14 protein-coding genes and 2 tRNA genes are annotated in these 18,269 nt (G+C 56.0%); 2 read left to right on the plus strand and 14 right to left on the minus strand.

The genetic code is table 11. The annotated features are described in order from the left end of the window. The 11 genes from infB to rlmE form a co-directional block, all read right to left on the minus strand. Positions 1–2,514 (minus strand): translation initiation factor IF-2, encoded by a 2,514-nt coding sequence (gene infB, locus MPRO_RS05565; RefSeq protein WP_067288542.1) that lies wholly within the window; start codon positions 2,512–2,514, stop codon positions 1–3. Between the two features lie 14 nt (positions 2,515–2,528). Beyond that, on the minus strand, positions 2,529–4,034 hold the full coding sequence (nusA, locus tag MPRO_RS05570; RefSeq protein WP_067288544.1) for a transcription termination factor NusA: 1,506 nt from the start codon (positions 4,032–4,034) through the stop codon (positions 2,529–2,531). A 30-nt stretch (positions 4,035–4,064) separates the two neighbouring features. Beyond that, positions 4,065–4,520 carry a ribosome maturation factor RimP gene (rimP, locus tag MPRO_RS05575; RefSeq protein WP_067288547.1) on the minus strand — a complete coding sequence of 152 codons (456 nt, stop codon included), beginning with the start codon at positions 4,518–4,520 and terminating at the stop codon, positions 4,065–4,067. A 151-nt stretch (positions 4,521–4,671) separates the two neighbouring features. Continuing rightward, positions 4,672–4,748 (minus strand) — tRNA-Met (locus MPRO_RS05580). Between the two features lie 46 nt (positions 4,749–4,794). Beyond that, positions 4,795–4,880: transfer RNA gene (locus MPRO_RS05585), tRNA-Leu, on the minus strand. A gap of 16 nt (positions 4,881–4,896) precedes the next feature. Further along, positions 4,897–5,259 (minus strand): preprotein translocase subunit SecG, encoded by a 363-nt coding sequence (secG, locus tag MPRO_RS05590; RefSeq protein ID WP_067288549.1) that lies wholly within the window; start codon positions 5,257–5,259, stop codon positions 4,897–4,899. A 4-nt stretch (positions 5,260–5,263) separates the two neighbouring features. After that, positions 5,264–6,034, minus strand: coding sequence for a triose-phosphate isomerase (gene tpiA, locus MPRO_RS05595; protein WP_067288551.1), 771 nt, complete (start codon positions 6,032–6,034; stop codon positions 5,264–5,266). A gap of 45 nt (positions 6,035–6,079) precedes the next feature. Beyond that, complete coding sequence (glmM, locus tag MPRO_RS05600; RefSeq protein ID WP_067288554.1) at positions 6,080–7,429, minus strand: phosphoglucosamine mutase; 1,350 nt, start codon at positions 7,427–7,429, stop codon at positions 6,080–6,082. Next, on the minus strand, positions 7,426–8,238 hold the full coding sequence (gene folP / locus MPRO_RS05605; protein ID WP_216821248.1) for a dihydropteroate synthase: 813 nt from the start codon (positions 8,236–8,238) through the stop codon (positions 7,426–7,428). The genes glmM and folP overlap by 4 nt, the downstream gene beginning before the upstream one ends. Positions 8,239–8,371: 133 nt before the next feature. Further along, on the minus strand, positions 8,372–10,369 hold the full coding sequence (gene ftsH / locus MPRO_RS05610; protein ID WP_173645497.1) for an ATP-dependent zinc metalloprotease FtsH: 1,998 nt from the start codon (positions 10,367–10,369) through the stop codon (positions 8,372–8,374). 138 nt (positions 10,370–10,507) lie between these two features. Beyond that, positions 10,508–11,128, minus strand: a complete 621-nt coding sequence (gene rlmE, locus MPRO_RS05615; protein WP_067288564.1) for a 23S rRNA (uridine(2552)-2'-O)-methyltransferase RlmE — start codon at positions 11,126–11,128, stop codon at positions 10,508–10,510. Positions 11,129–11,265: 137 nt separating this feature from the next. Here rlmE and MPRO_RS05620 point away from each other — a divergent pair, with 137 nt between their 5' ends. Next, complete coding sequence (locus tag MPRO_RS05620; RefSeq protein ID WP_067288567.1) at positions 11,266–11,568, plus strand: YhbY family RNA-binding protein; 303 nt, start codon at positions 11,266–11,268, stop codon at positions 11,566–11,568. Between the two features lie 58 nt (positions 11,569–11,626). Here the strand turns inward: MPRO_RS05620 and greA are convergent, their stop codons facing one another. The 3 genes from greA to carA are packed head-to-tail and all read right to left on the minus strand — an operon-like array spanning position 11,627 to position 16,504. Then, positions 11,627–12,103, minus strand: a complete 477-nt coding sequence (gene greA / locus MPRO_RS05625) for a transcription elongation factor GreA (RefSeq protein ID WP_067288570.1) — start codon at positions 12,101–12,103, stop codon at positions 11,627–11,629. Beyond that, positions 12,100–15,321 (minus strand): carbamoyl-phosphate synthase large subunit, encoded by a 3,222-nt coding sequence (gene carB, locus MPRO_RS05630; protein ID WP_067288572.1) that lies wholly within the window; start codon positions 15,319–15,321, stop codon positions 12,100–12,102. The genes greA and carB overlap by 4 nt, the downstream gene beginning before the upstream one ends. A gap of 43 nt (positions 15,322–15,364) precedes the next feature. Then, positions 15,365–16,504 (minus strand): glutamine-hydrolyzing carbamoyl-phosphate synthase small subunit, encoded by a 1,140-nt coding sequence (gene carA, locus MPRO_RS05635; protein ID WP_067288575.1) that lies wholly within the window; start codon positions 16,502–16,504, stop codon positions 15,365–15,367. Positions 16,505–16,898: 394 nt separating this feature from the next. On the opposite strand from carA, the gene MPRO_RS05640 reads away from it, so the two are divergent. Then, on the plus strand, positions 16,899–17,510 hold the full coding sequence (locus tag MPRO_RS05640; RefSeq protein WP_067288579.1) for a hypothetical protein: 612 nt from the start codon (positions 16,899–16,901) through the stop codon (positions 17,508–17,510). Positions 17,511–18,269 lie beyond the last annotated feature (759 nt).

Here is an 18,269-nt window from a genome sequence, read left to right on the forward strand (position 1 = left end):
TTAGAGTGTCCGCTGAACTTCAATGGTATCGAAGACTTCGATCTGGTCTCCGACCTTGACGTCATTGTAGTTCTTGACGCCGATACCGCATTCCATACCCTGACGAACTTCCTGCACGACATCCTTGAAGCGACGCAGCGACTCAAGCTCACCTTCGTAAACCACGACGTTTTCACGCAGTACACGGATACGCTTGTTGCGGTGCACGGTGCCTTCGGTAACCATGCAGCCCGCCACCAGGCCAAGTTTGGGTGAACGGAAGACATCGCGTACTTCGGCGATGCCAACGATCTGCTCGCGGAATTCCGGCGACAGCAAACCGGTCATGGCCTGCTTAACGTCATCAATGATGTCGTAGATAACGCTGTAGTAGCGCAGTTCCAGACCTTCACGTTCAACAATGGCCTTGGCCTGGTTGTCGGCACGCACGTTGAAGCCGATGATCAGGGCGCTCGATGCCACGGCAAGATGTGCCTCGGTCTCGGAGATACCACCAACACCGCCAGCAACAATATTGACCTTCACTTCGTCGGTGGACAGATCTTCCAGCGCCTGAGACAGGGCTTCGAGGGATCCGCGCACGTCCGCTTTGAGGACGATATTCAGCGATTTCACATCGCCGGCCTGCATGTTTGCAAACAGATTTTCCAGCTTGGAAGCCTGCTGACGCGCCAGCTTGATTTCGCGGTACTTGCCCTGACGGAAGAGTGCAACTTCACGCGCTTTCTTCTCGCTGCTGACGGCAGCAAAGTCATCACCGGCACCCGGCGTGCCATCGAGACCCAGGATTTCCACCGGAATGGACGGACCCGCTTCCTCGATATCCTTGCCACTTTCGTCGCGCATGGCACGAATACGGCCATAGTGCAGACCCGCCAGAACGATGTCGCCCTTGCGCAGGGTACCGTTTTGAACCAGCACAGTGGAAACCGAACCGCGACCCTTGTCCAGACGGGACTCGACCACAACACCCTGAGCCGGAGCTTCAGGCACAGCGTTCAGTTCCAGTACTTCAGCCTGCAGCAGAATGGCTTCAAGCAGCTTGTCGATGCCCTCGCCTGTCTTGGCAGAGACGTTGACGAACTGAACTTCGCCGCCCCAATCTTCAGGGATAACATCGCGCTGGGCCAGTTCGTTTTTGACACGATCCGGATCGGCGTCTTCCTTATCAACCTTGTTAACGGCCACAACCAGGGGCACGCCAGCTGCTTTCGCATGCTGTACAGCCTCTTCGGTCTGCGGCATAACACCGTCATCAGCAGCCACAACCAGGATAACAATGTCGGTTAGCTTGGCACCACGGGCACGCATGGCGGTAAAGGCCGCGTGTCCCGGTGTATCCAGGAAGGTGATCATGCCATTGTCGGTTTCGACGTGGTAAGCACCTATATGCTGGGTAATACCACCGGACTCGCCCGCAGCCACCTTGGTGGTACGAATATAGTCGAGCAGTGATGTTTTACCGTGGTCAACGTGACCCATTACGGTCACGACCGGCGCGCGGCCCTGGGTTTCGCCCTGCTGCTGCTGGATAGTTTCCATCAGCGCCGATTCAACAGCATTTTCCTGCATCGGCTTGGCTACGTGACCCATCTCTTCCACGATCAGCGACGCTGTATCCTGGTCGATGACCTGGTTGATAGTCGCCATGGCGCCCATCTTGAACATTACCTTGATGACCTCGGCCGCCTTGACCGACATCTTCTTGGCAAGTTCTGCAACCGTCAGACTCTCGGGCAGCTGAACTTCATGCACCTGAGGAGCCTGGGGCTCTTTAAAGCCATGTACGTTTGGCTTGCCACCGCGCGCACGTCCTTTACCAGGACCACGGCTGAGCTTGCCACCACGACGACCGTCACGGTCATCGCCGCCGAAGCCGCGACTCGGGCCACGTGCAGACTTGGCACCACGGGACGGTTTTTTGTCGTCCGTTGTTGTACGGCGCGCCAGCTGCTGCTGTTTTTTCTTCTCCTTGCGCAGCGCCTCTTCACGAGGATCTGCCTTGGATGCCGGCGGTGCCAGCTGCTCTTCGCCTTCAACAGCCTTGACCGACTTGGTGTCGATCGCGGCGGCAACGGGCGCAGCTGCTGCTGGTTTAGCTGCAACCGGAGCGGCTACTGCCGGAGCCGGCGCTGCGGCCTGCTCAACAGCGGCGCCAGTCGGCTGCTCTGCTACCTGATCCGCTGGAGCCGCTTCGCCGTCAGCGTCGGCACGCTTGACGTAGGTGCGTTTTTTGCGCACTTCGATGTTGATCGTCTTCTTCTTGCCGGAGGCACCGGAGACTTTCAGCTGCGACGTCGTCTTGCGCTTGAGTGTGATTTTTTTCGGCTCACCGGAGTCCGTGCTTTCACCGTGGCTGCGCTTCAGGTATGTCAGTAGATCCTGGCGCTCGCCTTCGGAAACTTTGGAACCATCCGCCTTACCTTTGATACCTGCTTCCTGCATTTGCTTAAGCAAACGCTCGACGGAAACACCAACCACATCGGCAAGTTGCTGTACTGTTACTTCTGCCATATTGGTTTTCTCTCCTAATCCGTTGACCCAGACTCATCGTCCGCAAACCAGGGAGCCCGGGCGGTCATGATCAGTACTGCGGCTTTCTCTTCATCGATGCCTTCAACATCCAGCAGATCTTCGACGCCCTGTTCAGCCAGGTCTTCCATCGTGATCACACCCTTGGCTGCCAGCAGGAAGGCCGTATGACGATCCATACCTTCCATTTCCAGCAAATCCGCCGCAGGCTCTGCGTTCTCAAGCACCTCCTCACTGGCAATTGCCAGGTTCAGCAGGGCATCCTTGGCTCGCGAACGCAGTTCTTCAACCGTGTCCTCATCGAAGCCATCAATCTCAAGCATTTCATCAACCGGCACATACGCCACCTCTTCAAGGGACGTAAAGCCTTCGGCAACCAGCACTTCGGCCATATCTTCATCGACATCCAGGTATCGTGTGAAGATTTCCATGATCGAACCGAGTTCGGACTCCTGCTTTTCAGCCGCCGCCTCTTCGGTCATCACGTTCAGCGTCCATCCGGTCAGCTCACTGGCCAGACGCACGTTCTGGCCGCCGCGGCCGATAGCCATCGCAAGAATTTCCTGCGCAACGGCGACATCCATGGAATGCGTTTCTTCGTCAATAACGATAGACGCAACTTCCGCCGGAGACATGGCATTGATAACAAGCTGTGCGGGATTGTCATCCCACAGGATAATATCCACACGCTCGCCATTAAGCTCATTGGACACCGCCTGAACACGCGCACCGCGCATGCCGACACAGGCGCCCACAGGATCAATACGGCCATCATTGGTTTTGACAGCGATCTTGGCGCGTGACCCCGGATCACGTGCAGCTGCACGGATCTCAAGTACTTCTTCGGCGATTTCCGGAACTTCGATGCGGAACAGTTCGATCAGCATCGCTGAACAGGAACGGCTCAGCACCAGCTGGGGACCACGACCTTCAGCACGGACTTCGTGCAGAATGGCGCGTACGCGATCACCCATGCGGAAGGTTTCCCGACCAATGAGGAATTCGCGCGGCAGCAAGGCTTCGGCGTTGTTGCCCAAGTCGACGATAACATTGTCACGTGTCACCTTCTTGACGCTGCCAGAAATCAGTTCGCCCACGCGATCCTGATACATGGCGACGACCTTGGCCCGCTCGGCTTCACGTACTTTCTGTACGATAACCTGCTTGGCAGTCTGGGCGGCAATGCGACCAAACTTGACGGATTCAACGGCCTCCTCATACAGATCGCCCGGCTGGAGGTTAATATCCAGCGCGTGTGCTTCCTGCAGCGTGAGCTCAGTACCGAGCGCCGCCACACCTTCATTGCTAACAACCAGCCAGCGACGGAAAGTATCGTAATCGCCGGTTACCCGGTCGATCTCAACCCGGATTTCAGCCTCTTCGTCGTAGCGTTTTTTGGTCGCTGTTGCCAGTGCCAGTTCGATCGCTTCGTATATGACCTGTTTGGGCACATCCTTTTCGTTCGAAACTGCTTCTGCTACCAGTAGAATCTCTTTATTCATGCCACTGCCTCGCTCAATCCTTCGCGTTCCTTAGAACTGCGGAACTACGTTCGCACGATCGATGGAATCGATCGGCAACAGATATTCTTCTTTATCGACGACCACCAGGACTTCGTCGCCTTCGACGCCGTTAAGCAGCCCCTTGAACTTGCGGCGCCCATCAAACGGCACTCTCAGACGTATCTCAACCTTGTGGCCGGTAAAGGCGACAAACTGTTCAAGCGTGAACAGGGGACGATCCAACCCGGGGGATGAAACTTCCAGGTTGTACTGACCACTGATAGGCTCTTCAACATCCAGCACACCGCTGATCTGATGACTTACCTTGGCGCAGTCATCAACGCCAATGCCGTTTTCAGCATCAATGTAGACACGCAGTACACTGTGAACACCGTGGGCAAGATATTCGATGCCCCACAGCTCGAATCCAAGCGATTTAACACCTGGCTCAATCAATTCATGTAGCAATTTCAGCTTTGCTGACACCGGCAAACCTCTTGTTGGCAAGCACCGATTCGGACGCCGGAAACAAAAAATGGGTCTCTGTAGGACCCATTATTGATCGCGGCACCAATGCCTTGATTTACCTACGAAAAAGCCCCTAAAGAGGGGCCTTTTCGAAGATACACGAATAAGGTGGTAGCGGGGACAGGATTTGAACCTATGACCTTCGGGTTATGAGCCCGACGAGCTACCAGACTGCTCCACCCCGCAACAAACAGGTGCGCTATATTACACACATCCTGTCTTTCTTTCAATATGGTGCCCAAGGCCGGACTCGAACCGGCACGTCCTAGGGACACTACCCCCTCAAGATAGCGTGTCTACCAATTCCACCACTTGGGCAACACCAGGTTGGTACTTACTCGGCGCTGGGCACATCGGCATCAGCCGCTGGCTCAGGTGCGCGTTCCAGTACCGGCAGTTGCGGTTCAGCCGCACTGCTCTCGATCACGATCGGCGCTGGTATACCAGCATCGCCAACCGTTTCGGCCTTGTTCTTAGCGAACACGGCCAAAACAAAACTGGTAACAAACAGACCCACCGCCATTACTGCGGTCATCTGGCCCAGGAAACTACTATTCCCCTGGCTGCCAAATACGGTCTGGGAAGCACCACCACCAAAGGCAGCGCCTGCTTCTGCACCTTTACCCTGCTGCAGCAAAACCAATGCGATAATCGCAGCGGCGAGCAGCACGTGTGCAACCAGAACCAGAGTTTCCATTTAATCAACCATTTGCCGATGCGTCTGCAGCTGCACTGCAGATCGCAAGAAAATCTTTTGCCTTCAAAGAGGCTCCACCTACCAGACCGCCATCGATATCGGGCTTTGCAAACAATTGCGCCGCGCTATCGGCAGTCACGCTGCCACCGTACAAAATTCTTACTTTCAGTGCCGCAGCGGCGTCGTACTCGGCAATCAGTGCGCGTAACGCCTGATGCACTTCCTGCGCCTGCTCCGGCGTTGCTGTCAACCCGGTGCCTATTGCCCACACAGGCTCATACGCGACCACAGCATCTGCCAGTTTCGCCTTATCGGCAACTTCAAGCACCGCTCTAAGCTGACGACTGACAACCTCCAGCGTCTGACCTGCCTGACGCTCTTCCAGCGTTTCACCAATACATACAATCGGCGTAACACCAGCACTCACGACAGCACAAAACTTGTCAGCTACCTGGGCATCATCTTCACCAAACAGTGCGCGACGCTCGGAATGACCCAGAATTACGTACTGGACACCGAACTCGGCAAGCATGTTCAGCGAAATATCGCCGGTATAAGCGCCTTTTTCAAAAGCGGATGCATTCTGTGCACCCAGGGAAAAATCACTATCCTGCAGCAAAGCTGCAACCTGAGGTATATATACCGCAGGCGGACAGACCAAGACGTCAACATTATCGCTACCAGATCGCGTACTCAGAAGGCCTTTAACCAGTTCAGCATTTGCTGTCAGGTTGCCGTTCATCTTCCAGTTTCCAGCTACGATACACTTACGCATCGGTATCCCCTCTCGAAAGAGGCGCAAATATTAACTGAGGCGACCTTAAGATACAAGCGCTTGCAATGCTTTTTCAACATCATCGGCAAGCTCTCGGCACAGCTCTGCCACAAGCGGCCCATCCTCGCCCTCAATCATGACTCGCACCACAGGCTCGGTGCCCGACGGGCGCAACAACACACGGCCGGAATTGCCCAGACGCGCCTCAACCCTGGCCACTGCCTGATCGATCTCGGCCACTGAACTGATATCCACTTTCCTGGCGACCCGCACATTGATCATCTCCTGCGGCATCTTGCTCATGCCAGCTTTCAACTGCGCCAGGGTCTCGCCGCTTTGCACCATTGCCTTGAGCACCTGCAGCCCGGCAACAATGCCATCGCCTGTGCTGGTGAGATGACGGCATATCACATGACCTGAATTCTCAGCGCCCAGGAACCAGTCCCGACGATCGAGCTCTTCCAGCACATAACGGTCGCCAACCTGGGTCCGCACAAAGGGAATATCATTGCGCTGCAGTGCCAGTTCAAGCCCGAAGTTGCTCATGAGGGTACCGACCACACCACCTGTCAGTCGCCCTTGCAGCTGCATCTGGCGCGCGATGATAAACAGAATTTCATCACCATCCACCACCTCACCGGCGGCATCCACCATAATCACTCGGTCGCCATCACCATCCAGTGCTATGCCAATATCTGCCTTTTCCGCCAGCACGCGCTGCTGTAATGCGGCCGGATCGGTAGCACCACACTCGGCATTAATATTAATGCCATCGGGGGACGTCGCCATGCGAATCACCCGCGCACCTAGCTCCTCGAACACCTGGGGCGCAACGTGATAGGTCGCGCCATTGGCACAGTCCAGCACGATACGCAGACCTTTCAAGCTCAGGGCACCGCTGACCGTACCCTTGCAGAACTCGATGTAGCGTCCGGCAGCATCGTCAATACGACGGGCCTTGCCCAGCTCATGGGACTCTACCGTGGACATGGCGATATCCATCTGAGCCTCGATTGCCTGCTCAACCTCATCCGGCAATTTGGTACCCGATGCCGAGAAAAACTTGATGCCATTGTCGTAAAACGGGTTATGCGAGGCACTGATCACAATGCCCGCATCGGCACGGAAAGTCTTGGTCAGGTAGGCCACGGCCGGGGTCGGCATTGGACCTGTCAGCAACACATCCACCCCAGCGGCGGACAATCCAGCTTCCAGCGCCGACTCAAACATATAGCCCGAGATACGGGTGTCTTTGCCGATCAGGATGCGGCTTTGTCCGGAGCGCGCAAACACTTTGCCTGCAGCCCAGCCCAGCTTGAGCACAAAGTCCGGTGTAATCGGGTGCTGCCCCACCTTGCCGCGTATGCCGTCCGTGCCAAAATAACGTTTCGTCACGCCTCTACTCCCTTTGATTCCATCATCACAGCCTCGGTCATGCGCACTGCATCCACCGTTGCCGCCACATCATGTACACGGATAATTTTCGCACCCTTTTGCACCGCCATGACCGCCGTTGCCAGACCACCCGCCAGACGCTGATCCACCGGACGGTCCAGCGCCTGACCAATCATGCTCTTGCGCGAAGTGCCAACCAGTAGCGGCAATCCGAGCAGCTGCAGGCGCTGCATCTGGTTCAGCAGACGCAGGTTATGCTCCAGTGTCTTGCCAAAGCCAAAGCCAGGGTCCAGTAGCAAGCGGTCACGACTGATTCCCGCCTGTTCGCAGGCCAGCACGCGCTGGCGCAGGAAGTCTCCTACTTCAGCCACAATATCCTCGTAGTGCGGCGACAGCTGCATGTCCGCCGGCGTATTGCCCTGCATGTGCATCAGACAGACAGGTAGCCCGGTTGCCGCAGCGGCGACCAGAGCTCCATCACGGCCGAGCGCACGCACATCATTAAGCATACCCGCTCCCAGCTTTGCAGCTTCGCTAAATACCTGGGCGGTGCTGGAATCAATAGAGACAACAACATCCAGCTCGCGCTGAATCAGCTCCAGAGCCGGCAGCACTCGGTCAAGCTCCTGCTGCACACTGACAGCTGTAGCACCCGGGCGGGTTGACTCACCGCCAAGGTCAAGAATAGTAGCGCCTTCTGCCACCATCCGGGCCGCACGTTCCAGTACTTTGTCGCCCGCAGGCTGACCGGCCTGATACAGGGTGTTACCGTCAGAAAAGGAGTCCGGGGTCACATTCAGGATACCCATGACCTGAACCCGGGACAGATCCAGCTCCCGCGTGCCACATTTCAATCTGGTGTTACTCAATAGCCTGCCTCCAAAACAAAAAGGCCAACCCTGCCGGGCCAGCCTTTTTCGATACTAATCAGTCTCGATCATATCAGTGCAACTTGCGATCCGTTGACTCCGGCACATCAGAATCTTCCGTCCGGGGCGTCTCATCCTTCACGGCATCGCCGCTCGGCTGCTCACCACTGTCGTCTGACTGCGCTTGAGCCGCCGACGCAGGCTTCTCCTCGGCATCCGCATTTTCAGTCGCCTGTGCGTTGCTGTCGGTGTCGACCCAGTCATCTGGCGGCGTCACGGGCTGGCGAGCCATGAGCTCATCCAGCTGACTTGAATCGATGGTCTCGTACTTGATCAGTGCGTGTGCCATGGCTTCGAGAATATCGCGATTCTGCTCCAGCAACTGGTGTGCCTCGGCATAGCAATCATCAATGATGGTACGTACGACCGAGTCGATTTTACGCTGGGTTTCTTCCGACGTCTGCTTTGCAGGCGCGCCGTAACCGCGGGTAAACGGGTCGCCGTCTTCATCGTCATAGAGCAAGGGCCCCAGCTCTTCGCTCAGACCCCACTTGGTAACCATGCTGCGCGCCAGACTGGTTGCACGCTGAATGTCGTTGGAAGCACCGGTGGTGACACCATCCTTGCCCAGAGTCATCTCTTCCGCAATCCGGCCGCCATAGAGCGAACAGATGTTGGAAATAAGCGTACGACGGCTATGACTGTAACGATCTTCCTCCGGCAGGAACATGGTTACACCCAAGGCCCGACCACGAGGAATAATGGACACCTTGTACACAGGGTCATGCTCCGGCAGCAGGCGCCCGACAATGGCGTGACCAGCTTCATGGTAGGCGGTGTTCAGACGTTCCTTGTAGGACATGACCATGGACTTGCGCTCGGCGCCCATCATGATCTTGTCCTTGGCTTTCTCAAACTGCAGCATGCCAACGGTACGACGGCTGTCACGGGCAGCAAATAGCGCCGCCTCGTTCACCAGGTTGGCCAGATCCGCACCGGAAAAGCCGGGCGTACCACGGGCAATCAGCGCAGGTTTGACATCATCTGACAAAGGCACCTTACGCATGTGTACCTTGAGAATCTGCTCGCGACCACGGATATCCGGCAGGCCAACATGCACCTGGCGGTCAAAACGACCGGGACGCAGCAGTGCAGGGTCGAGCACGTCAGGCCTGTTGGTGGCAGCGATCACGATAACACCCTCAGTACCTTCGAAGCCGTCCATCTCAACCAGTAGCTGGTTCAGTGTCTGCTCGCGCTCGTCATTGCCGCCGCCCATGCCAACACCACGATGACGACCAACAGCATCGATTTCGTCGATAAAGATAATGCATGGTGCATTCTTTTTGGCCTGTTCGAACATGTCACGGACACGGGACGCACCCACACCGACAAACATTTCGACAAAGTCAGAACCGGAAATACTGTAGAAAGGCACCTTCGCCTCACCAGCGATCGCCTTGGCAAGCAGTGTCTTACCCGTACCAGGGCTACCTGACATCAGCACACCGCGCGGAATGTGGCCACCCAGACGCTGGAACCGGCCAGGATCACGCAGGTAATCGACCAGCTCCTTAACGTCCTCCTTGGCCTCTTCAACGCCGGCCACATCATCAAAGGTGGTCTTGATCTGGTCTTCGCTCATCATGCGCGCTTTGGACTTGCCAAAGGACATAGGCCCTTTGCCACCGCCGCCGCCCTGCATCTGACGCATAAAGAACATGAACACAGCAATGATCACCAGTATCGGGAATGACGCCACCAATAGCTGGGTCCAGATGCTCTGCTGCTCCGGCTGCTTGCCTTCGATGATAACTTTGTGCAGCAGCAGGTCGTCGACCAGCTTGGGATCCTGCAGTGCAGGACGAATAGTCTCGAACTGTTCCCCGTTCTGCCGCTGGCCCTGGATGGTATAACCATCAATGATAACCTTGGACACGCGGTCAGCCTGGACTTCCGCCACGAAGTCGGAATACGTAAGTCTGCGGGAATCTCCCTCGGCATTGAAGTTATTGAAAACGGTCAGCAGGACCGCAGCAATAACCAGCCAGAGGACCAGATTCTTTGCCATATCGTTCAAAGGACTACCCTCAATTGACGCTCAAGCACGAAAATTCGCGCTTCAAAAATACACCAGTTTAACTGGCCTGACTACTTCACTCACCACCCTGTGCCATGACAGCCAGGCCGGCACAGTACTACGAACTGATCAGCCCTTAAAGCCTGTGCCAAGCAGGTAGACCTCTCGGGAGCGTGCGCGCGATGCATCGGGCTTGCGGGTCACGACCTTGGTAAAGCTCTGCCGCACATCCGCGAGATAGGCATCGAACCCCTCTCCCTGAAACACTTTGACCAGAAAAGAACCGCCTGGTTTAAGTACCTGGCGCACCATATCCAGCGCCAGTTCAACCAGGTACATCCCCGCAGGCTGGTCAATTCCGGACATACCACTCATATTGGGGGCCATATCTGAAATTACAAGGTCTGCCGGCGCATCCCCCAGCGCTACCAGAATCTGTGCCAGCACCGCCTCGTCGGTAAAATCGCCCTGCACAAACTCGACACCGGCCAGTGAGTCCATCGGCAGTATATCCGAGGCCACTACCCGACCGTGCACGCCGACCAGCTCACTTGCCACCTGGGACCAGCCGCCGGGCGCCGCGCCCAGATCGACGACTGTCATGCCCGGGCGCAACAGGCGATCTTTTTCGTTCAGTTCCTGCAGCTTGTAGCTGGCACGGGACCGAAAACCATCAGATTTCGACTGTTTGACGTAGCGGTCGTCAAAATGTTCCTTTAACCACTGAGCACTGCTCTTAGATCTTGCCACTTGTAATTCCAGACCGATCAATGGTTGCAACGCTACTCAGCGATGGGCAACTCAGGTAAAATAGCTGATTGTATTCATCGCGGCCCGTTTTAACACGCAAGCCCGACCCACACAATCACGAGGCAACGTATTCTAGTATGAGCCTGACGCCCGAGCAAAAGAAGCAGCTGCGCACCATCGGCCACAAACTGAACCCGATCGTGACCGTTGCCGCTAAGGGACTGACCGAAAACCTGCAGTTGGAAGTCGACCGCGCGCTGGACGACCACGAACTGATCAAGGTGAAGTTTGCGGTTGGCGAACGCGAGATCAAAAAGCAGCTTATTCAGGAACTCTGCACCATTGTAGAGGCCACTCTTGTGCAGGAGATCGGCAATATCGCCCTGATCTACCGCAAGGCGCTGGAACCCAATCCCAAGCTGTCCAACCTGTTGCGCTAAGTCTTCGCAGCACATAAAAAAAACCGCCAGCAGGCGGTTTTTTTATGCAAAGGCACATTTAGATGTGCTGTACCTCGACGATTTCGTACTCGATCTCACCGCCTGGGGTCGCCACACAGGCAATATCGCCTTCTTCCTTGCCAATCAGGGCACGCGCGATCGGTGAATTCACCGAAATTTTGCTCAGTTTGATATCAGCCTCGTCGTCACCAACGATCTGATAACGAACCTCGTCACCGCTGTCGATGTTGGCAATCAGTACTGTCGCACCGAAGAACACCTTGCCACTGTGTGGAATAGTCGTGACATCGATAACCTGGCACTGGGACAGCTTGGATTCTAGTTCCTGAATCCGGCCTTCGATGAAGCCCTGCTGTTCCCGCGCCGCGTGGTACTCGGCATTTTCCTTCAGATCACCGTGCGCACGGGCAGTGGCGATGTCCGCGATAACGCGCGGACGATCTTTGGACTTCAGGCGATCCAGCTCTGCACGCAGAGCCAGTTCGCCGCCGACAGTCATCGGAACTCGTTTCATTTAAAGACACCTGCATGCAAGTCCTGAAGGCTGCGAACAACCTTCTCTTCACCGTATTCCATCGCCATGGTCATGGCCTCTGCGCCTGCCAGAGTCGTGGTGTACGGCACCTTGTGCTGCAATGCGCTGCGACGAATTTCAGACGAGTCTGCAATCGCCTTGCGACCTTCAGTAGTGTTGATCACATAAACGATTTCATCGTTCTTGATCATGTCCACGATATTCGGCCGACCTTCCATGACCTTGTTCACAGCCGTCGCCGGCAGGTTGTGCTCGGCCAGCAGCTTGACGGTGCCGCCCGTGCCCACCAGGGAGAAACCGAGATCCAGCAGCGACTTGGCTACCTTGACCACACCCGCCTTGTCGACATCGCGTACCGATATGAAGGCCTTGCCTTTCTTCGGCATTTTTTCGCCAGCGCCGATCTGGGCCTTCATGAAAGCTTCACCGAAGGTTTCGCCAACGCCCATGACCTCACCGGTCGACTTCATTTCCGGGCCCAGAATCGGATCCACGCTCGGGAACTTGTTGAACGGGAATACCGCTTCCTTGACGTAGAAATTGGTCGGTACGATTTCTTCGGTAAAGCCCAGCTCTTGCAGGGTTTTTCCGGTCATCACCAGAGCCGCAATCTTGGCCAGCGACACACCGATGCACTTGGAGACGAAAGGCACGGTACGCGATGCACGCGGATTGACTTCAATAACGTAAATTTCGCCATCCTGGTAAGCCAGCTGTACGTTCATCAGGCCGACAACACCGAGTTCCAGTGCCATTTTCTTAACCTGTTCGCGCATCTCGTCCTGCACATCGGCCGCCAGGCTATAAGGCGGCAGCGAGCAGGCGGAGTCACCGGAGTGAACACCGGCCTGCTCAATGTGCTGCATGATGGCGCCGATCACGACAGTCTTGCCATCGCAGATCGCATCGATATCAACTTCAACAGCTGCATTCAGGAAGTGGTCCAGCAGCACAGGTGCGTCGTTGGAGACCTTGACCGCGTTGGTCATGTAACGACGCAGCTCGCTTTCCTTGTAAACAATCTCCATAGCCCGGCCACCGAGAACGTAGGACGGACGCACAACCAGCGGGTAACCGATCTTGGCCGCTTCGATAACGGCCGCTTCCAGGCTGCGCACAGTCGCGTTCTGCGGCTGTTTCAGGCCCAGACGCTTAAGCATCTGCTGGAACTGTTCACGGTCTTCTGCACGGTCAATGGCTTCCGGACTGGTACCGATAATGGGCACACCGGCCTGTTCCAGAGCCACCGCCAGTTTCAGCGGCGTCTGGCCACCGTACTGCACAATCACGCCCTTGGGCTTCTCGACTTCAACGATTTCCAGTACGTCTTCCAGCGTGATCGGTTCGAAGTACAGACGATCAGAGGTGTCGTAGTCGGTGGAAACCGTCTCGGGGTTACAGTTGACCATAATGGTCTCGTAACCGTCGTCACGGGCAGCCAGGGCTGCGTGTACGCAGCAATAGTCAAACTCGATGCCCTGACCGATACGGTTAGGACCGCCGCCGATGACCATGATCTTGTCCCGCGTAGACGGGTTGGCCTCACACTCTTCCTCGTAGGTCGAGTACATGTAGGCCGTATCGGTAGCGAATTCCGCCGCACAGGTGTCCACACGCTTGTAGACAGGGCGCACGCCCAGGCTGTGGCGCTGCTTGCGGAACTGCTTCTCGCTCACGCCCAGCAACTTGGCCAGACGGGCATCGGAGAAGCCCTTGCGCTTGAGGCGGTAAATTTTGTCCTTGTCCAAATCGGACAGGGCCATCTTTGAAACGCAGGCTTCGTCCTTGATAAGGTCTTCAATCTGCACCAGGAACCAGGGATCAACGCCCGACAGTTCGTAGATTTCATCTACGCTCATGCCCAGACGCATGGCATCCCCGATGTACCAGATACGCTCACCGCCGGGCTGCTTGAGCTCGCGAATGATATCGCTGCGCGCATCTTCGCTTTCCAGGTCTACGATCGGATCCAGACCTGTAGCACCCACTTCCAGGCCACGCAGTGCTTTTTGCAGCGATTCCTGCTGTGTACGGCCGATGGCCATAACTTCGCCGACCGACTTCATCTGAGTCGTCAGACGATCGTTCGCCTGGGGGAATTTTTCAAAGGTGAAACGCGGAATCTTGGTAACGACGTAGTCGATCGCAGGCTCAAAGGACGCCGGTGTGCGACCGCCGGTAATGTCGTTCTGCAGCTCATCCAGGGTGTAACCGATGGCCAGCTTGGCGGCGATCTTGGCAATCGGGAAACCGGTTGCCTTGGACGCCAGCGCGGATGAACGCGAAACACGCGGGTTCATCTCGATCACGACCATACGGCCGGTTTTCGGGTCTATACCGAACTGAACGTTGGAGCCGCCGGTTTCAACACCAATTTCGCGCAGGACAGCGATGGACGCATCCCGCATCAGCTGATATTCCTTGTCAGTCAGCGTCTGAGCTGGCGCAACCGTGATGGAGTCACCGGTGTGAACACCCATGGCATCAAAGTTTTCAATGGTGCAGACGATGATGCAGTTGTCGTTCTTGTCTCGAACGACCTCCATCTCATATTCCTTCCAGCCGATCAGGGACTCATCGATCAGCAGCTCGCTGGTCGGAGACAGATCCAGACCACGTTCGCAGATCTCGATGAACTCTTCACGGTTGTAGGCGATACCGCCGCCTGAGCCGCCCATGGTAAATGATGGGCGAATAATAGCCGGGTAGCCGATAGAGGCCTGAACCTGCAGTGCCTCTTCCATGCTGTGGGCAATCATTGCACGCGGGCATGCAAGACCAATGGACTTCATCGCCTTGTCGAAACGCTCGCGGTCTTCGGCCTTGTCAATGGCATCCTGGCTGGCGCCGATCATCTCGACACCGAACTTGGCCAGTACACCTTCACGGTCCAGATCCAGTGCACAGTTCAGTGCAGTCTGCCCGCCCATGGTGGGCAGCAGAGCATCCGGACGTTCTTTTTCAATGATTTTGGCAACTGTTTTCCAGTTGATAGGCTCAATATAGGTCGCATCCGCCATCGCCGGATCGGTCATGATGGTGGCAGGGTTGGAGTTCACCAGGACGACCCGGTAACCCTCTTCACGCAGCGCCTTGCAGGCCTGAGCACCTGAATAGTCAAACTCGCAGGCCTGGCCGATTACGATCGGCCCTGCGCCTAGAATCAGAATACTTTTTATGTCCGTACGTTTTGGCATCGGTATAAACCAGTCAAATCTGTTAGCTGTAACTGCGTGTTGCTCAGGCGTCCTTGCGGGCCTTCATCTGTTCGATAAAGCGATCGAACAGCGGCGCCACGTCCTGCGGTCCCGGGCTCGCTTCAGGGTGTCCCTGGAAGCTAAAGGCCGGACGGTCAGTCAGTTCAATGCCCTGCAAAGACCCATCGAACAGCGACTTATGGATCACGCGAACATTGGATGGCAGCGTACTTTCATCCACCGCAAAACCATGGTTCTGGCTGGTAATCATCACGCGGGATGAGTCCAGATCCTGTACCGGGTGGTTGGCGCCGTGGTGGCCAAATTTCATTTTCACCGTCTTGGCACCGCAGGCCAGCGCGAGCAATTGATGCCCCAGGCAGATGCCGAAAACAGGAATATCGGACTCGCAGATTTCCTTGATCGCCTGAATGGCGTAATCGCAGGGTTCCGGGTCGCCAGGGCCGTTGGACAGAAAAATGCCGTCCGGGTTCAGCGCCAGCACTTCAGCTGCCGGCGTCTGAGCCGGCACAACCGTCAGACGGCAACCGCGCTCAACCAGCATACGCAGAATGTTGCGCTTCACACCGTAGTCGTAAGCAACAACATGAAAAGGCTGCTCGGACGGATCCTTGTCAACATGGCCCACACCCAGCGTCCAGGTTGAGGAGTTCCAGCTGTACGACTCAGCGGTAGAAACCACCTTGGCCAAATCCATGCCCTTGAGGCCGGGAAACGCCTTGGCTTCAGCCAGTGCTACAGCTTCATCAACCGAATCTCCGGCCATGATGCAGCCGTTCTGCGCACCTTTTTCCCGCAGAATGCGGGTCAGACGACGGGTATCTATATCGGCGATGCCAAGAATATTATTGGCTTTCAGATAGGTATCCAGCGACTGCTCACTGCGAAAGTTGCTCGCCAGCAAAGGCAGATCGCGAATGACGAGGCCGGAGACCCAGGTCTTGGCAGACTCTTCGTCTTCGGCGTTAGTACCTACGTTTCCGATGTGCGGGTATGTCAGGGTTACGATCTGACGGCAGTAGGACGGATCTGTCAGGATTTCCTGATATCCGGTCATGGAGGTGTTAAAAACAACTTCCCCGCTGGATTGTCCGTCGGCACCAATTGCCACCCCCCTGAAAATACTACCGTCTTCAAGGGCCAAAATGGCTGGTCTCGTCAAGTGAACCTCCCCCGCGTGATGCGTTACAAACAAACCGATACAAAAATGAACAGGTGCAAAAAAGCGAGGTAAAACCGAAACTTTACCTCGCTCTATAGAATTTGGGGCTTAGCCACCCGTGCGGGCAGGCAAACCGGCGGTATTTTAGTCGATTCACGAGCCAGTGTCCACGCGCAACACAGCCTTAGTATCGACGCAAGCCTTGGTGCATCGCCTTCAAAGCCCCGGGAACTCTCTGCGTAATTCAATAATTATTACAAAACATAAACTTACACGACACTCGGACTTAGAGTGAGGTGCATCACCCTACTGCCGGATAGATCGAGGATACAGCAGTGAACCGAGCAACCCGGGCAGGGTCTCATCAGTAAGACCTCGGCTACAGGAATGCCCGATGAAACCGCTGCACGCAACTCAACTGATAGTCACCACCGCTTTACTTGCCGGTTGTGCATCTCCCAGTTACTGGCATGAACCGCCAGCACCGGATCATCTCAATCAGATGACACTGAGCGGCAACTGGCAAGGGCTGGCCCGCAATGCCTACTCATACAAAGTGGCCTATGGCGCACTTGCAGGTCCGGTTGAAATAGACTGCGCCCGTTACCAGGACCTGATCAGCCTGACAGTTACGAATGGAAAACTTGAAGGTTCGCTGGGAAGATCGCCGACGTTCAATTTCACTACGACACTCAAGCCCAGCGGCGAATTCAGCCATCAGCTTCCCGTGCACGGAGATACCTGGATTTACGGTGGTGTCGGCATTTTCAATAACGAACCCCAACTCAAGATATCTGGCAAGCTGAACTCTGCCAGCGGTATCGGTGCCGGGCGCATATCGGTAACACCCAAAAACGAAACTCTGGGCTGTGATGGTCACTTCCAGGTCAGCCGCAACTCAGCCTCTCCCGCTATCGCCCACCTCGGCAACCCGTTTAAAATCCAGTACTGGATAAATCGCGCCGAAGGTAGCAACAGCAATCGATCGTCCTGGCCTAACCGCTAAAACACAACAGATTGGACGCCTTGCACGGTTATAAAAGCAGCCAAACCCAGAATGCAGCTGCCGAGAATTTTCAAAACCCACATACAAAAACGCCCCAACCAGAGGCTGAGGCGTTTTCGTTGAATAAATGCTTGGCGCCTCGCAGGCGAGCCGTCCCGCAGGCCCATTTACTCATTAAATAGAAGCTGCGGTCGCGCCACCGGGGCAAAGCGCGCTTTGCCTTTATCCGGTGTCGCCCTACTATCACATGGCAGGGCGGCCGCGAGCGGCGCTGTTAACCTTCCCCATGTGAGCGCAGACCCCGAAGGATATAAACGAAAAAGCCCCGGCCTCATCGAGACCGGGGTTTCCGTTATTAAATGCTTGGCGATGACCTGCTTTCATATGGAGCACACTACGCTACCCTTGGAGGTACTGGGTTTAATTACTGGGCGCCGCGGCGGATAAAGAGCGGATGGGATCAGGGGCTACGATGGAGACTTCTCCGCAGGAACTGCGCCCTCGCAGTGAATGCGTTCGGCCGGCACCGCGCTAAACGGATGGTATGCTTGACGATGGCCCGTCCCGCAGGCAAGTATGCTGCGGTCGTCAAAACGGGTCAAAGCTGCGCTTCGACAAGTCCCGTTTTGACCCTACTATCACATGGCAGGGCGGCCGCGAGCGGCGCTGTCTACCGTCCCCCTGTGAGGGTCATCGCTGAACAATACCCCATACGGAAAAACCCCGGCCTCATCGAGACCGGGGTTTCCGTTATTAAAA

The sequence above is a fragment of the Marinobacterium profundum genome (assembly GCF_001528745.1).
Taxonomy (GTDB): Bacteria; Pseudomonadota; Gammaproteobacteria; order Pseudomonadales; family Balneatricaceae; genus Marinobacterium_A; species Marinobacterium_A profundum.

Bases quoted from the DNA above. Each gene is read 5' to 3' on its own strand.
- infB (WP_067288542.1), bottom strand. From the start codon at position 2,514: ATGGCAGAAGTAACAGTACAGCAACTTGCCGATGTGGTTGGTGTTTCC.
- nusA (WP_067288544.1), bottom strand. From the start codon at position 4,034: ATGAATAAAGAGATTCTACTGGTAGCAGAAGCAGTTTCGAACGAAAAG.
- secG (WP_067288549.1), bottom strand. From the start codon at position 5,259: ATGGAAACTCTGGTTCTGGTTGCACACGTGCTGCTCGCCGCTGCGATT.
- tpiA (WP_067288551.1), bottom strand. From the start codon at position 6,034: ATGCGTAAGTGTATCGTAGCTGGAAACTGGAAGATGAACGGCAACCTG.
- folP (WP_216821248.1), bottom strand. From the start codon at position 8,238: ATGGGTATCCTGAATGTGACCCCGGACTCCTTTTCTGACGGTAACACC.
- ftsH (WP_173645497.1), bottom strand. From the start codon at position 10,369: ATGGCAAAGAATCTGGTCCTCTGGCTGGTTATTGCTGCGGTCCTGCTG.
- MPRO_RS05620 (WP_067288567.1), top strand. From the start codon at position 11,266: ATGAGCCTGACGCCCGAGCAAAAGAAGCAGCTGCGCACCATCGGCCAC.
- greA (WP_067288570.1), bottom strand. From the start codon at position 12,103: ATGAAACGAGTTCCGATGACTGTCGGCGGCGAACTGGCTCTGCGTGCA.
- carB (WP_067288572.1), bottom strand. From the start codon at position 15,321: ATGCCAAAACGTACGGACATAAAAAGTATTCTGATTCTAGGCGCAGGG.
- MPRO_RS05640 (WP_067288579.1), top strand. From the start codon at position 16,899: ATGAAACCGCTGCACGCAACTCAACTGATAGTCACCACCGCTTTACTT.